The organism is Calothrix anomala FACHB-343 (assembly GCF_014696435.1).
GTDB classification, from domain to species: Bacteria; Cyanobacteriota; Cyanobacteriia; order Cyanobacteriales; family Nostocaceae; genus Aulosira; species Aulosira anomala_A.
This window is the reverse complement of the sequence record NZ_JACJQG010000052.1, coordinates 50742-66744: the sequence shown is the minus strand read 5'-3', so window position 1 is coordinate 66744 and position 16003 is coordinate 50742. Positions and strand designations below refer to the sequence as shown.

At 39.1% G+C, this 16003-nt stretch carries 16 protein-coding genes; 9 read left to right on the top strand and 7 right to left on the bottom strand.

The genetic code is table 11. From position 1 onward, the window contains the following. Positions 1 to 75: 75 nt before the first annotated feature. Complete coding sequence (locus tag H6G08_RS25430; RefSeq protein WP_242046267.1) at positions 76 to 918, bottom strand: DNA-methyltransferase; 843 nt, start codon at positions 916 to 918, stop codon at positions 76 to 78. Between the two features lie 299 nt (positions 919 to 1217). Here H6G08_RS25430 and H6G08_RS25425 point away from each other — a divergent pair, with 299 nt between their 5' ends. Continuing rightward, positions 1218 to 2033 carry an Rpn family recombination-promoting nuclease/putative transposase gene (locus H6G08_RS25425; RefSeq protein ID WP_190548078.1) on the top strand — a complete coding sequence of 272 codons (816 nt, stop codon included), beginning with the start codon at positions 1218 to 1220 and terminating at the stop codon, positions 2031 to 2033. Positions 2034 to 2154: 121 nt separating this feature from the next. On the opposite strand, the gene H6G08_RS25420 is transcribed toward H6G08_RS25425, so the two are convergent. Further along, positions 2155 to 2397, bottom strand: coding sequence for a hypothetical protein (locus H6G08_RS25420; RefSeq protein WP_096645889.1), 243 nt, complete (start codon positions 2395 to 2397; stop codon positions 2155 to 2157). Positions 2398 to 2830: 433 nt separating this feature from the next. Here H6G08_RS25420 and H6G08_RS25415 point away from each other — a divergent pair, with 433 nt between their 5' ends. Further along, on the top strand, positions 2831 to 3025 hold the full coding sequence (locus H6G08_RS25415) for a DUF2795 domain-containing protein (protein WP_190548076.1): 195 nt from the start codon (positions 2831 to 2833) through the stop codon (positions 3023 to 3025). 139 nt (positions 3026 to 3164) lie between these two features. Here H6G08_RS25415 and H6G08_RS25410 read toward each other — a convergent pair whose 3' ends face one another. After that, entirely contained in the window at positions 3165 to 3365 is a 201-nt protein-coding gene (locus H6G08_RS25410; RefSeq protein ID WP_190548074.1) for a hypothetical protein, read from the bottom strand. Positions 3366 to 3696: 331 nt separating this feature from the next. Here H6G08_RS25410 and H6G08_RS25405 point away from each other — a divergent pair, with 331 nt between their 5' ends. Continuing rightward, complete coding sequence (locus H6G08_RS25405) at positions 3697 to 4806, top strand: iron-containing redox enzyme family protein (protein WP_190548073.1); 1110 nt, start codon at positions 3697 to 3699, stop codon at positions 4804 to 4806. Between the two features lie 113 nt (positions 4807 to 4919). Continuing rightward, the gene (locus H6G08_RS25400) at positions 4920 to 5615 is read left to right on the top strand and encodes a class I SAM-dependent methyltransferase (protein ID WP_190548071.1); all 696 of its coding nucleotides are present in this window, start codon (positions 4920 to 4922) and stop codon (positions 5613 to 5615) included. A 126-nt stretch (positions 5616 to 5741) separates the two neighbouring features. Here H6G08_RS25400 and H6G08_RS25395 read toward each other — a convergent pair whose 3' ends face one another. Continuing rightward, positions 5742 to 6848, bottom strand: a complete 1107-nt coding sequence (locus H6G08_RS25395) for a glutamate--cysteine ligase family protein (RefSeq protein ID WP_190548069.1) — start codon at positions 6846 to 6848, stop codon at positions 5742 to 5744. A gap of 485 nt (positions 6849 to 7333) precedes the next feature. On the opposite strand from H6G08_RS25395, the gene H6G08_RS25390 reads away from it, so the two are divergent. The 3 genes from H6G08_RS25390 (at position 7334) to H6G08_RS25380 (ending at position 10330) form a co-directional block, all read left to right on the top strand. Continuing rightward, entirely contained in the window at positions 7334 to 8050 is a 717-nt protein-coding gene (locus H6G08_RS25390; protein ID WP_190548067.1) for a Mo-dependent nitrogenase C-terminal domain-containing protein, read from the top strand. Positions 8051 to 8310: 260 nt separating this feature from the next. Then, entirely contained in the window at positions 8311 to 9333 is a 1023-nt protein-coding gene (obgE, locus tag H6G08_RS25385; protein ID WP_190548065.1) for a GTPase ObgE, read from the top strand. A gap of 409 nt (positions 9334 to 9742) precedes the next feature. Continuing rightward, positions 9743 to 10330 (top strand): Uma2 family endonuclease, encoded by a 588-nt coding sequence (locus H6G08_RS25380; RefSeq protein WP_190548063.1) that lies wholly within the window; start codon positions 9743 to 9745, stop codon positions 10328 to 10330. Positions 10331 to 10551: 221 nt separating this feature from the next. On the opposite strand, the gene H6G08_RS25375 is transcribed toward H6G08_RS25380, so the two are convergent. Beyond that, on the bottom strand, positions 10552 to 11679 hold the full coding sequence (locus H6G08_RS25375; RefSeq protein WP_190548061.1) for an acyltransferase family protein: 1128 nt from the start codon (positions 11677 to 11679) through the stop codon (positions 10552 to 10554). 189 nt (positions 11680 to 11868) lie between these two features. Beyond that, a complete protein-coding gene (locus H6G08_RS25370) occupies positions 11869 to 13095 on the bottom strand; it encodes an RNA-guided endonuclease InsQ/TnpB family protein (protein ID WP_190548059.1) in 1227 nt (408 codons plus the stop codon). A 183-nt stretch (positions 13096 to 13278) separates the two neighbouring features. Between H6G08_RS25370 and H6G08_RS25365 the strand changes: the two genes are divergently transcribed. Further along, entirely contained in the window at positions 13279 to 13737 is a 459-nt protein-coding gene (locus H6G08_RS25365; RefSeq protein WP_190548057.1) for a peroxiredoxin, read from the top strand. A 134-nt stretch (positions 13738 to 13871) separates the two neighbouring features. Here H6G08_RS25365 and hpf read toward each other — a convergent pair whose 3' ends face one another. Then, complete coding sequence (hpf, locus tag H6G08_RS25360; RefSeq protein ID WP_190548055.1) at positions 13872 to 14522, bottom strand: ribosome hibernation-promoting factor, HPF/YfiA family; 651 nt, start codon at positions 14520 to 14522, stop codon at positions 13872 to 13874. 625 nt (positions 14523 to 15147) lie between these two features. Here hpf and lipB point away from each other — a divergent pair. After that, the gene (gene lipB, locus H6G08_RS25355; protein WP_190548053.1) at positions 15148 to 15801 is read left to right on the top strand and encodes a lipoyl(octanoyl) transferase LipB; all 654 of its coding nucleotides are present in this window, start codon (positions 15148 to 15150) and stop codon (positions 15799 to 15801) included. Positions 15802 to 16003: the final 202 nt, after the last annotated feature.

Below are 16003 nucleotides of genomic sequence, written 5' to 3'. Positions count from 1 at the left end.
TGGGATATGCTTTACTCATGTTGCTCTCTCGGTGCTGTCTACTATCTATTCACAGCGTATACCGAGAGAGCTTTTTTACAATCTGTCCGACTTTTCAAACATCCTCTTAGCAGCTACACAAGATGTTCCTGAACCAGCAAATGGATCGAGAACGACATCATCGAAATCAGTAAATAGCTTGATAAACCATGAAGGAAGCGTTTTCGGAAAAGCTGCACTATGATTTTTATTTCCACACTCAGTTGCTAAATGTAACACATTGGTTGGATAAGCCATTTTCCGCTCTACCCAATTAGATATATTCTTACCGAACCCACTTTCAACTTTAGAAGTATCGCGCCTTTTATCCGTTTCACTCAGATTTTTGAGACGGGATTTTGCCCAATCTCCCATAGGAACCATAACAGATTCCTGATACATCTTAAATTTCTTTTGCTTGTTAAAATGTAAACAACGCTCCCAGGAATCACGAAAGCGATTAGACCATTTTCCTGGATAACTATTTTTCTTATGCCATATATATTCTTCTGTCCATAACCATCCTTGGTTTTGCATTCCTAAAATTAAATTTAATACATAAGGATGTCTTTCACCATTAACTACTTTTTCTTTAATATTAAGAATGAAGGAACCTTCTGGTTTTAAAACTCTTTTTAGCTCTAGAGCTACTGTAAGAAACCAATCAGTATATTCATCTGGAGAAATTCCTCCATAAGTTTTTTTTCGACTATCAGCGTATGGAGGTGAAGTGATAATTAAATCAACGCTTGCAGACGGTAGCTTTTGTAAAACCTCTAAACAATCACCAAGAATCACCTTATTCTTCCAAGTTTGCGGATTATCCTTGTCTACTATCCCCAAATCCTCAATAATAATTTCCTCAGATTCCAAGGAAATGTTTAGCGATGCTTCTACCATAACCGAACTTCTTAGACTGAAATTTTACTTAGCCAAAATATACTAAAAAACAAGTATGCAGCGTTCTAGTGTACCTTAAAAGGCTTACAGACACTATAGAGCGCAGCAAAAATCAAGTTATTTTTACATTCGATAGCTAATTTGAACTTATTGTAGTTCAAATGAACCACAGGTAGATGAACTTTACCAGTTTTGTTAGTTTCTGATGGTGATATCTAAGAATTACTATATTATTACTCTCGTAGAGAAACTTCTTGATAGACTGGCGACTAGAGAATTTTCGACATGAGAATATCCAGGTGCAAACTGACAAAATTTTCTACAGCTTATTCCAAGCTTTTCCCAGCATCTTTTTCGCCATCATTGGCGAAACTAGAGTTAACATTAATGCTTATGAGTTTGTATCAGTTGAACTCAAAGATACAGCCTTTAGAATTGATGGGGTATTTATCCCAGAAAGTGAAACCCCAGAACAACCTTTATACTTTGTCGAAGTCCAGTTTCAACTAGATACAAATTTTTATCGCCGCTTGTTTGCGGAAATTTTTCTTTACTTACGTCAAAACCCATCTGTTAACTTTTGGCGTGCTGTGGTTATCTATCCTCAACGTAGTGTAGAGCCAGAGGATCAACAGCCTTATCGCTTATTGCTAGACAGTCCTCAAGTACAATGTATTTATTTAGATGAATTAGGGACAGTCACGGAAACCTCACTTCAAGTTGCTATAGTGCAATTAATTATTGCAGGTGAAGAGACAGCAATAGAAAGAGGTAAAGAACTAATTTTACAAGCCAAAAATCAATTGATTGATGAAACTACCAAAAAGCAAATTGTAGAATTAATAGAAACTATCCTGTTGTACAAATTTACCAAACTTAGCCGAGAGGAGTTGGCAGCCATGTTAGGTATAGATGAGGAATTCAAAAAAACAAGGATGTATCAGTCTATTAAACAGGACGGCTTAGAAGAAGGTAGACAAGAAGGTAGACAACAAGCAAAATTAGAAGCTGTACCCAGATTGTTAGCTTTGGGGTTAAGTGTTGAACAAATAGCGCAAGCTTTAGAGTTAACTGTGGAGCAAGTACAACAAGTAGCAAGCAATCAGTCTAGCTAATATTACCTGCTACTCGCTATATCTTAATTCAGAAAATTCTAGATTTTGGACTTAGGAAATTTAAATCTAAAATCCAAAATCTAAAATCCAAAATCTAAAATCTAAAATTGAATTACCAGCTTTACATCTTACCGTGCTGTAATACTTGTTGAAGATGATTGCGGATTTCCTGTGCTTGCTCCATATCAGACTGGCGCAATTTTTGGAATAATTCTACACAAGGCTGAGAGTTAGCTTCTTGTGCGTCTTTGATGTAAGTATCGTAAGCCTTAACTGCTTCTGCTTTATTGTGCAGCACGGTGACAAAATCGTACTCTAGGTTGCTAATGGCTTGTTGAGACTGTCCGTTACCTGTAGTAACCATAACTTTTTCCTCTTTTAGGTGTCTAATTAATTTCTACTCACAGTAAAAGAGAGCTTCATCTTCCTAAAAGCGTAGAAAAAATTAAGTAGGTTGCTGGAATTAAAGATAACTGGGTAGGGTTGTCATTGGTCATTGGTCATTGGTCATTTGTGGGAATTTTTGATACTGGGTTATTACCATAAAATTTGCTTAATTTAAAATGGGTACTAAGATGAAAAATCTATCATTAGTAGGATGTCAAAAAGCATTGTATCCTTCGATTGTAAAGGTAATAACAAATAGTTAAAATAGGCTGTAATTAATTACTCGAATATTCCTGACTCCCACGAGTAAGCGAATTCATCTGTAAGATTACAATCCAGTAAATCTCATAGCAAATTAGAACTGGATAACATTTGAATGCAAATCATTAGTATTCAGGAGAATCGCCATGATGAGTACAGCCACCTCGCTACAATTAAATAAAAGTTTGCACGAACTGAAGTACCCGATTAGTAAAAAAGACTTGATTAAGAATGCAGAAGAGAAAGGTTTTGATGAGAAAGTACTGCGGATTTTGAAAAAGATACCTTATCAAGATTATGAAACTTCCACACATGTCAGTGAAGCGATCGCAAATCTGAAATAGTCGAAAAATTGCCAATTAAACCCCAAACTGCAACCGCCCCCAAACAGTCGAGGGCGGTTTTACAATCTATAATTAATTATTGAACTTACAACTTTTACAGAATGCCTATTCACTAGAATGAGCATACTTAATATTCGTTTTATCTGAGTAGTCTTGTTACCCTAACATCATATTCTGTGCCATGTGGATGTTCGCTTCTCGCTTTTTGGAAAGCCATACCATCAGCTTTTTCTTTTGAAGGTGCGTCTATTTCGTACCTTGCCGTTTCGCGTTGAAAGGTATTGTCTGTTTGTCCGGCAAATTCCTTAATATCTACCAATACCTCGTATGTATGAACCATTTTGGGGCCTCCAAATGTGCAATACGCACGCTAACTTGAGGAATATCCTTAGTATACGAGCAGACAAAGGTAGCAGTTATCAAACTAATACAATTCTTGATTAAAGTTGCATCCTCTACTCACTTTATTTTCGGAATTTATTCAATAGAGATTATAGAGTTTATTCATCAATCTTTTGGCATATTTGCCTACTTTGGGAGAATTATCTGTTTCTATAGGCTTAATCTTTCTTTATAACCTGGGAAAGAGGTAAATATAGGTATAACTATGTGAATTTAAATATTACAGATAACGTTTTATGTTCACAATTGGCAACGCTACTTAATATTCCATGCAAAACAATCTGCTGATGTTCCCTGACCTAAAGGTGAAAGGGAATGATAATCAAATAGCACAAACAACAGCTACCAACTATCACAATGCTGAACAGCAATTTATAGAACTGCTAGCTACAGAAAATTTAGATAATCAACTGGAAGAAAATGCTAGCAAAGTCTGGGAATTTGAACAGACGTTATCAACAGCAATTACTGCTGCTTATGGAAAAGGTAGTGGTGATGATGTGGCGCATCGATTTCTGCAAAGAATCCTGTACCGTATTAATCGGCTAAAGTTGTTTTGGTATGACGATTTGCGCCATTATGACAACGAGCGATCGCTCTATTTATTATCCTGTAGAAATAAAATTGAAGCAGCTTGGCAAAAGTGGGAACTATCCCAAATCGATGTCTTTGCACTGCAACAGCTAAACGTTACACAAGTTAAACAAGCACTGATTGAACGCGCAACTGTCGATGTCGATCCGCCTTTATCACCGGAAAGTCGCTACATCCGCGAAGAAATGAGTGAAGCTGGTTACCGTCACCTACTCGCCATTGGTTCCTTTGATGGCTTGGTAGAAGGTAGTCGCATGACCTCAATTTTAGGCGGTGCGGCGAATGAAGTGCAGTGTACTCTAGTACGAGTATTTTTAGAAGAATATGGTAACGGTCGCTTATCGCGCAAGCATTCGACATATTTCGCCCAAATGCTAGCCGAGTTTGGCATGAATACAGCACCAGAGGCATATTTTGATTTAGTACCCTGGGAAGTTTTAGCTTGCGATAATCATAACTTTTTAACCACAGAACGCAAGCGCTATTTTCTCCGCTACAGTGGTGCATTAACCTATTTTGAAGTAGCTGGCCCTGCAGCTTACAGAAATTATCTCACAGCCGCGCAACGCTTGGGACTATCAGATGCGGCGATGGGTTACTGGGAATTGCATATTCGCGAAGACGAACGCCACGGTCGTTGGATGTTAGATGATGTGGCTTTAGCTTTAGCACAACAGTACCCCAATGATGCGTGGGAATTGCTACTAGGGTATGACCAAGAAAAACTCATGGGCGATCGCGCCGCAAAAGCTGTTGTCTGTTCCATCCGCGCCCAAGAACAATAGCTAAAATTTTCAATTTCTTTTGCAAAAGCTTTCTTTAGAAATCAAACGCTAAAGAAACAGTTTTTGCTGCCTAAATCTAAATTTATTCTACATTAAATTTGACTTGAGGTCACATGAAAGACATATTCTTTTGCCCAGAAGAATCTAATTTCTACTCCAATTGTTTAGAAAATTTAGTTTTGAGAAATTGTCCAAATCCTGAGTCGATTGTGGAATTTGGTTCCGGTGATGGTAGTCCTGTAATCAACTCTTTGCTGAGAAATAAATTTGATGGTGTTATTCAGGGATTTGAATTAAATACTTCTGCTTGGAAAGCTGCTAATTTAACAATTGATGAATATAATCTCACGGAAAAATATATCATCAATAATGCCTGTCTCTTTAAATCAGATAAACCTCAAGCTAAATATCTCGTTGCTAATCCGCCTTATCTCCCTGCACCAGATCCAGATATTTATATGCCACTATTATTTGGGGGTATAGATGGGGCGACAGTAACTAATAATCTGTTGTCTTTAGGTTACGAAAACGTTTTAGTTTTAATTTCTAGCTATTCTAACCCTAACAGCACTATTGAACAAGCAAAAGATTATGGATATACAGTGAATAATTTTGTCGTGCTTCCGCTCAAATTTGGTCATTATAGCTCAGAACCAAAGGTAAAAAAACATATTGAAGAATTGCGCAAGCACAAAATGGCATTTTATTCCGGCGACTATTACTTTTTAGCTGGTGTTTTATTTAGTAAACATCAAACAACACAAACTGATTTATCTCAGGAATTAGCTCAAGTATTGACAAGTTTGTAAATTTATTCAATACAGGTATTTCTGATGAATACTTAGTAGTGAGGACTTTAGTCCTCAATTAAGGACTGAAGTCCTTACTACCTTACATCATCTTTCGCACCGACTTACTTAAACCTCAGATTAATATCATGTATTTAAGTAAGTTTGCTGCATTGCTGCTTCTATAGAACCTAATTCTTGATACCCTTGAATGAGTTGTTGAGAGGGTGTCTCTTGTTGACGTAATTTTTCTTTCAACATTATTAATAAATCTCTATCTGGGTCATCTTTTAAAGCAATTTCTGCTGCTGTTAAAACCTGATTTGCAACTAGAGATATCTCTTCATTATTAAATCCAGCTTTGGCTGAGATTTGGTGTAAAGTTGCATCGGGAATTGTGGCTCTACCTGCCAAATATTCATCTAATACTAAACCCTTTAACAAAGCTAACAAAGCTGCATAAAGTGAAAAGTCATCACAGCTATCAAAAGCCTTAAATTCAATCCGCCCTACTTCTGCGGAAAGGCGGGCAATTTTTGTCAAAGAAGGTACGGTTTTAATGAGTTGTTCTGGTTTCTCTACAAAAACCATCGCCGCTGGTCTTTTTCCTGTTCTGACAAACGTCCTGACCGAAAGACCTTGCCACAAACTGCCTTGATAAAATGGAGAACTATAACTGAAAGGAATTATATAGGGACTGTAATAAGTTAGCTTTCTACCAATATCAATTAAACCTTCATAAGATAACCCAGCTCGGGAAATATTTAAATCTGGGCCATAGGTTAGCATAGGAATATTGGCAGTTTGTTTTTCCGGCGATGCTTGTCGCCGTCTAATTTCATAATCATTTAATGGAGGTTCAGGCTCAAAAACTGGCTTGTAGGGATTAAAACTAGTCAATACAGGTGAGAAACCGTAATCAGCAGCGACATCACGTAGTAAGAGAAAACTTGCTGATAATTCATTAATTGCACCTTGAATATCAGAGTGTATAGTGGTTCTAATTTCGATACCTTTAGGTAAGCAGTCAATTACCTTATCAGAGTCAGCAAATCTTTCAAATCCCTCAATATACCATCTTTTCTTTTTGATTCCCGCATCACCTACACGTAAATGTGCATAATCATTAGGGTATGTTGGTAATCTTTCGACGATTTGGCTAAAATCAGCAAATTTTGTATTTTCAAAATCAGCGAACTTTCCTGCTTGATTCAGAAAAGCAACTTCGTGTTCAATCCCAAAAAAAAACGTCATGATATTACCTAAATATGTAGAGTTAATTGCAATCTGATGCTAAGTAATCAAACAGGAAATATTTCAACTCACTTTTTGTAGTCATCCCAAATACATGAATTTGAGGATGCTATTTGCAGAAAATTACTGTTTATGCCAGCTATCTGAGATATATTCGCAATAGTGATTGTATCAAAGAGGTAAGATTTTTTGCAATAAGCAGGTTATCTTGAATATTACCTACGCTTTAACAAGCTTTCTGAGGCTAAAAAGCCATCAAAACTAAATTAAGGCTAAATAGATTAAGTAGAAAAATTCTCAATACTTTTTTAAGAAGCTATCAGATTTTCAAAAGTATTTTTGCCCTGTTGATACATTTATCCTGCTCTCTAAGCCTGAAAAACCAATTCTCTCAGTCTTTAAAGTTAAATATGTAGCAGTTTAATACCCTTTAAGGTAGCTTACTATGTACTGTATGGACTGAGGACAGCTTGAGGTATGAGTTTATGAAAAGTGTCGTTCAATCCCCTTATACTAGCGAACAAGTAGCGGCTTGGTTGCGTGGATTGCTCACTATTGCTCTAGCTGATGGTGACTTTGACGCACATGAAAAACAATTAATTGCTAGTATAACGGAAAATGAATTAGCTCCGAGTATTAATTTTGATTCTCTGGAAGTGATTACACCAGAGGAATTAGCAACAGTTTTGGGTAAAGGAACATCAGCAGCAGAAAATTTCTTGCGCACAGCTGTGATGGTAGCGATCGCAGATGGGATATATTCTCCCAGTGAAGACCAAGTTTTGCAACAGCTGTGTCAAGCACTAGGCGAACCCAAGGATTTAATCGAAGCCTTGCGCCACACCCTAGAACACACAGAACATGTAGATCCAACAATCGACAGTTTTCTCCAGGAAGAAGCATCTGCCCAGCCTTCCATCACCATTGGGCCTCATTCTCCTCCCCATGATGCACTCACCCCTGTACGCGATTGGTTAGACGGACTGGATATTCAAGATCCTAGAGTTGCTCGCTTTTTATGTAAAATGATTCCGCCCCAGTGTCCCTTTGAACGGGATGTTAAGCTATTTGGACGCAAAATTGTACATATTCCGCCATTATGTAAAATTAATCCCCTGTATGAACAAATGGTAGGTTTGCGTTTCCGCGCCCTCTCCTATTTGGCAGATGATTGTGGAGAGGATATTTCACCATATATTTAGTTAATAGTCATTAGTCATTGGTCATTGGTCATTGGTCATTGGTGAAATAGTTCGCGCTGAGGGTTCCCCAACTTGTAGAATTGTTAGTTCAGCCTTTCGTCTGCCAAAAAGGATTGTCACCCTAACAGCTAAAGCAACTGACAACTGTACGGGCGGGTTTACAGATATCCTCAAATATTCATAACAATCTCTCACAAACCCGCCCCTACTGACAACTGACAACTGACTATTGACTAATGACAACTGACTATTGACTAACTATGCAATTTATCGATCAAGCAGTAATTCAAGTAGAAGCTGGTAAAGGCGGCGATGGAATTGTCGCCTTTCGCCGTGAAAAGTATGTTCCCGCAGGAGGCCCTTCTGGTGGTAATGGGGGAAGAGGCGGTTCAATCATTTTTTTAGCAGTAGAAAACCTGCAAACTTTGTTAGATTTCCGCTATAATCACCTTTTTAAAGCCGAAAATGGCGGAAGAGGCGGCCCTAATAATTGTACTGGCGCAAATGGCAAAGATTTAATTATCGAAGTTCCCTGTGGTACAGCGATTTATGATGCTTCCACAGGTGCTTTACTAGAAGATTTAATTACACCTGGACAACGGTTTCGCGCTGCGGAAGGCGGTAAAGGCGGTTTGGGAAATCAGCATTTCTTGAGTAACCGCAATCGCGCCCCAGAATACGCCCTACCCGGACTCGCAGGTGAAGCGAAAGTACTGCGTTTGGAATTGAAACTTTTGGCTGAGGTGGGAATTATTGGTTTACCAAATGCGGGTAAATCTACTTTAATTTCCTCACTGTCAGCCGCGCGTCCAAAAATCGCTGACTATCCTTTTACTACCCTGATACCAAATTTAGGCGTAGTTCGTAAACCCACAGGTGATGGTACAGTTTTCGCTGATATTCCCGGATTAATCGAAGGCGCTTCTCATGGCGCGGGTTTAGGCTACGATTTTCTCCGCCACATCGAACGCACTAGGGTGTTACTACATTTAGTTGACGCGACTAGTGAGGATGTGGTGGGTGATTTTATGACGATTCAGCAAGAATTAAAAGCTTACGGACGGGGTTTAGCAGAACGTCCGCAAATTTTGGCATTAAATAAAATAGATGCAGTGGATCGAGAAACGGTAGATTTAGAGGCATTAGCTACTGAATTAAATCATCGTTCCTACGCTAAGGTTTTCTTAATTTCCGCAGTAACTCGCACTGGGTTAGAGCCACTTTTACAAGAAATTTGGGGAATTCTCGATCAGATTAATGCTGCTGAAGAAGTGGAAGTTTGACACTCTCCGCCCTAAAAGTGCGGAGATTCTTGGTTCTACGAGTCCACTTAACTTAGACCCCTTGCGGTATCTAAGTCATAGGTGGTTCTCTCCCCAAGCGTTAAGTTCCGGTATGCCCTACCGTACTTGCAAAGCTTGCAATTTTTTGTTTGTTAGGAGCATATTGCTATATGCCCGTATAATGCTGTGAGTCTAGTACCTGTGAATCTTTTACCTACTTCCAGGTGATACTAGAACAAAGAGGTAGAATCAGCAAGATTCAGTTGTCAAGGTGCAGCTTCTACCTGTTAGGTAGCAACAGGGTTTTTCAAGTGGTTAATTACCCTTCCACACTCCTTATTTTACCAAAAGCCGTCCTTGTAGGACGGGGTTTTAAACCCAGTTTTTCGATAAGCTTAGGTGAAATCCTATGACTATTGCACAAACACAACAATATTATTCGCCTGAAGAATACCTAGAATTAGAGGTTAATTCTGAGGAACGTCATGAATATATTGATGGACAAATTATTCCTATGACAGGTGGAACGCCAAATCACAACAAACTTGCTGGTAACTTGTATGCTTCAATTCTGTTTGCTCTCAAGCGTCAGCCTTATGAAGTTTATTATACCGATCAGCGTTTATGGATTCCTAACAGGCGAATACATACTTACCCGGATGTGATGATAGTAAACACGCCTTTAGAGTATCAGGAAGGAAGACGAGACACTTTGATGAATCCAGTATTTATTGCTGAGGTGTTATCAAAATCTACTAAAAGTTATGACAGGGATGAAAAGTTTGCAGCTTATCGCACAATTCCTAGCTTTCAAGAGTATGTTCTAATTGATCAATATAAGATGCATGTTGAACAATACTTTAAAACCGAAAATAATAAATGGATATTTTCGGAATATGAAGATGGCGATGTCATGTTATCCCTGGCGTCTGTTTCCTTCCAAATTACTCTAGCGGATATTTACGATAAGGTGGATTTCAACGCGGAAGAAGAGTAATTTCAATTCAAAATTCAAAATTCAAAATTCAAAATTCAAAACTTGTAATGAGAGCTTCATGAAGTATTCAAAATTGAAATTACGAATTAAGCTGTTGTTTATTTAATTTGTGTATTAGACGCGGGCAAGATGCCCGCACTACAATAATTTTGCGTTTTCGTGTTACACAATTTAGCTGCACATCAGCTTACGAATTACGAATTAGGAATTACGAATTACCTTTATACTTTCACAAACCAGCGTTGACGATACATAATTACTGCAACTAACCACCAAAAGAGGACGGTGAAAAGGGCAAATAAAAATGAACCGTTGAAGGTTCCCGCCCAAGAGGCAAAAACATTTTGATAAATCCAATTGAAGGTATTGGGTGCATTTTCCCCAGTACCGATATTGGTTCTCACTAAGATTTTAATCAGTAACACTGATGCCACGAAAAGAGCGATCGCATTTAAGCCCATAATCTCAAATGGTTTACTCCAGCGTTTGATCCGTCGCACTTCAATCAGTTCGTAGCAAGCAGCTAGCAACAGTAACGCCCAACCACTGGTAAACACAACATAGGAACTCGTCCAGATTTTTTTGTTGATGGGAAATACCCATCCCCACGCCGAACCAACAATTAAGCAGCCAACGCCAAATAATGCTAAACCAATACTTGTACGTGATTGTACAGGCTGCGAACGTATCCATTGTCCTGCAAAATAACCAGCTAATACGCTGACAATTGCGGGGATTGTGCTGAAAAGTCCTTCAGGGTCTCCTAAGAAATTAAAGCCATCGCCCTTATACAGATGAGCTTTGGGTATAATTAGTCTATCTACAAAAGCGCCAAAATTACCTTCCCGCGTCAGCACTCCCGCACCGTAACCAGGTACAGGTATGTACATCATCGTCAACCAATAGCCGATGAGTAAAACACCCGCCAATATCCATTGACCTTTACGTGGTAACTTCAGAACTGTCAAGGAAGCAAACAGATAAGCAAGGCTAATTCTTTGTAACACTCCCATTAGCCGGATGCTGCTGAAATCGAAAGTCCAAATTCCTTTATTCCAAAAACCGTTGAGTAGCAAACCCAAGACAAAGAGAATAGCCGCACGGCGCAAAATTCGCCAATAAACTCCCGATTGGGGTTTTTCGCCTTCAGTGTACTTTGACAATGAGAATGTCATCGCCACACCGATAATAAACAGAAAAAAGGGAAATACTAAATCAGTTGGTGTGCAACCGTGCCAATCGGCGTGTGCTAAGGGAGGATATACATCATCAGCAACTCCCGCCATATTGACGAGAATCATCCCAGCGATGGTTATACCACGAAAAACATCAAGTGAGGTCAGACGCATAGCAGGAAAGTAGTTTTTTTGAGATCTACACAGTACACCTGCTATGACAGACGAGCAAGCAAAGTCTCTAGACTAACATAGAAGTTAAAATTTTGTAAAAAATGAAGTTTAATGATGTCAGATCCTCAGCTTCTTGAAGAAGTCTGAAATCTAGTATTTCCTATCTTTACGGTCTTAACATCACGTGAACTACCCCACCCGGCCTTCGGCTCTTGGTGGGGCTTCTGTACTCACAGGAGAATGCCTTAGTTTAGACTTTCGCCCAAGCTTCGGTCTTACTTCTCCTCCTACAGCAGAGACGGTTGAACCATCCGCCTTTAGCATTCTGATTCCTTCTGCTCTAATATTTATCGCTGCGTTCCCATCCCTGTCATGATGAGTGCCACAGTTAGGACAAGTCCATTCCCTCACATCTAGTGGAATTTCGCTGACTTGATAGAAACAATTAGAACAAAGCTTGGAACTGGGGAACCATCTATCAATTTCTACTAGCTTTCCACCTTTGCGTTCTAGCTTATAAGATAGAAAGTTAGTGAACATTCCCCATCCACAATTCATAATTGCTTTCGCCAAATTGTGGTTACGAACCATACCTTTGATATGAAGATTTTCTACTATGACAGCTTGGCTATCGCTGACCAACTTGTAACTAAGTTTATGTAGAAAATCTTGCCGTGAGTTACTAACTCGTTCGTACACTTTGGCAACTAGTCTTCTATATTTATTCCTTGACTTACTTCCTTTTACTTTACGTGCTAGTTTTTGTTGCTTGCGTTTAAGATTTTTCTCATGTTTGGCAATGTGTTTAGGATTGTCATATTTAGAAACTTTTTTGCCGTCACTTACAACAGCAAAGTGTTTTAATCCTAAATCAACGCCATAAATCTTCCCCTCTATCACAGCAAGTTTATCTGTTTCTACTTCAGTCAGAATAGATGCAAAGTATTTGTCTGACGGAGTTTTAACGACGGTACAAGTCTTTATTTTCCCTTCAATCGGTCTATGTATTTTGGCTCTAACTATTCCAATATTGCCGGGAAGTTTTACATTCCCGTCTACAATTTTGACGTTTTGAGGATAATGAACAGACTGTTTTCCATGCTTGGATTTGAACTTAGGAAATCCAGCACGCTTTTCAAAAAAGTTTTTGTACGCAGTAGTTAAGTTGAGTGTAGTAGCTTGTAAAACTTGGCTATAACAATCAGCTAACCACTTTGTCTCTTCCGCTTTTTTGAGTTTTGGTAGAAGTGCGTTGAGTGCTACTTGCCCAAGTCCTTTTCCTGTTTCTTTATAAATCTCAATTGACTTATTTAGAGCGAAGTTCCACCACCATCTTGCACATCCGAATGTTTGTGCTAATAGTATTTGTTGTTCTTTGTTTGGATATAAACGAACTTGAACAGCTTTATGCAACACTCAACATCACCTCCTTTATTTATGTATTTTACTATGAAGTACATTTTCTAGTAAAGTAGCAAAATAAAATAATTGACAACTTCTCAACCACCCCACCTTGCTATCGCTGAAGGTGGGGAATTCCGCCGAATTAGTTAAAATAGTTGTTTCTGCAATTATCAAATTTGGAATTTTTTAATACCTATGCCAGTTAAAGTTGGAGATACTGCGCCTGATTTCACCTTACCTGCGCAAACCGGCTCAACGGTAAGCTTAAGCGATTTTCGGGGCAAAAATGCTGTAGTTCTGTATTTTTATCCAAAAGATGACACGCCAGGATGTACTGCGGAATCCTGTGCTTTTCGCGATCAATATGAAGTGTTTAAAAACGCCGGAGCTGAAGTGATTGGTGTTAGTGGCGACTCTAGGGAGTCCCATCAAAAATTTGCGGCTAAGTACAATTTGCCCTTTACACTCTTAAGTGACAAAGGCGACCAAGTAAGGAAACTCTACGGTGCAACAGCCGCCTTTGGTTTGTTTCCTGGTCGCGTGACTTATGTTATTGATTCACAGGGCATTGTGCAATATGTCTTTGATTCAATGTTCAATTTTCAAGGACACGTTGAAGAAGCATTGAAAACATTGCAGCAATTAGTGAAGTAGGAGATGGGGCATTGGGCATGGGGCATTGGGCATGGGGCATTGGTCAATAGTCTATAGCTATTTTTCCCCCTGCTCCTCTGCATCCTCTGCGTCCTCTGCCTCCTCTGCCTCCTCTGCCCCTAGCCCCTAGCCCCTCATTTACTCGCAGAGGCTTTTTCTACAGTGGTATTAGCATGGGCTGTTTTGCCATTCTTGCTATGACCGTTGGTGTGGGCGTTGTTATGGCGGGGTTGAATGACGCCATAACCGCCGTGGTTGCGTTCGTAAATTACGTTAATTTCATTCGTGTCCGAATTGAGGAACATATAAAAATCATGACCGACTAATTGCAACTGTTCTAAAGCTTCGGCAACTGTCATTGGTGGCATGGAGAAGTATTTTGTGCGGACGACTTCACTGGGGAGTTCGGGAGTGCGATCGCCAATTAAATCTGCAACTACTGGTTCTGGTACTACTACCTCGTTAGTTGGTTGAGTTTTCTTATCTTGTTTTCTTTCTTTGTATTTGCGCAATTGACGAGCAATTTTATCTGCTACTAAGTCAATGCTGGCATATAAGTTTTCGCTGCTTTCCTCGGCACGGATGACGTTACCATTGGCATATATGGTGACTTCAGCTGCTTGTTTATTAGAAGCAATTCGGGGATTGCGAGCTACGCTAAGGTGCACATCCACTTCGTTGGTGATGTTTTGAAAATGATTAACCGCCTTTTCTATCTTTTGATGCACATAATCCCGAATGGCGTCGGTGATTTCAATATTTTTGCCGTGGATGACAAGCTTCATGTAAACTCTCCCGCTCAATATTTATTTGATGTGTATTAGTTTTCTATGAAAGGGAAATGCGGTAAGGTCTATCACTGCCGCCAAAACAATCTCTGAAGTGTTTTGCTGTACTACCGAATCCGCCTCACATAATTGTTGTATCTTAATTTCCTATTGCCCGTCCTTGGGGATATCTCTCTATGTTGTGGTATCTAATTGGTTGTCAGTCAATTGATTACCTATGTGAATACCCTGAATAAAGCAATCTGAACAGCATCTGTCTGACTTGCTTTGACTATGGGAGCTATGTTTAGCTAACTATTTAGTTATTCTTTTTTCTCCTGGGTATTCGCTGGCGTTGCATAGAGAATATTAAGGTTTTGATGCAAACAATTTGTTTAGACTTCATCAGCCAGTACATTTCTTCCTGTTGTTGTGGCGTGATGCTTATTGCAGAGAACTCCTCCTACACCCAGTTAGGTTATATATTCAAACTAGCATTTTGTATTTTCTAAAGTGGGTTCCGTTGATGTTCCTTTAAAATCCTTTGCATAGCTTGACATTTGTTGACTCTCCCCTAGAGACTTGCAATATTTTTTGTCCCTCAAGTAGTTGATTTTTAGCGGCGTCCGTAGTAATAAATTCCATGTCTTTGCATCGCTGTGTGTTATATAACCGAGGATTGTTACCTTACTTAGAAGCTTGGGAATGGCAGAGATCGCTGATGAGCGATCGCATCCAAAATCCCAATCTAGATGATGTGTTAATTCTTTTGGAGCATCCCCCTGTCTATACTTTGGGACAAGGAGCTAGTTTAGACTTTCTCAAATTTGACCTCAACAACAATAAATTTGATGTCCATAGAATTGAACGTGGCGGGGAAGTTACTTATCATTGTCCCGGTCAATTGGTGGGGTATCCGATTTTAAATCTGCAACGCTATCAAAAAGACCTGCATTGGTATTTGCGCCAGCTAGAAGAAGTTTTAATTCGGGTATTGGCAATTTATGGCTTAAAAGGCGATCGCCTACCTTCATTTACAGGCGTTTGGCTCGAAGGACGTAAAGTTGCAGCCATTGGGATTAAAGTTAGCCGTTGGATTACCATGCACGGCTTTGCTTTAAATGTCTGTCCCGATCTCACAGGCTTTAAAGAAATTATTCCCTGTGGTATTGCTGATAAGCCTGTAGCTAGTTTAGCTCAATGGATTCCAGGCATTACCTGCGAAGAAGTGCGTTTACATGTATCAAAATGTTTTGCAGAAGTGTTTGCTGTAGAGTTTGTCAATCCTGATTATTAGTTTTAATTGGTCATTTGTCATTTGTCATTGGTCATTGGTCATTTGCTGTATTTCCTGATTTGGTTATTATCTATATGGTAGAATTACTGAGCTTATAAACAGATTTTACATTACATATCTTTTTTCACAATTACATCTACCTAAAGATCTCAGTGTTTTCTTGTCGAAAAATTTATAAAAAGCAGTATAGTTTGGAAATTAA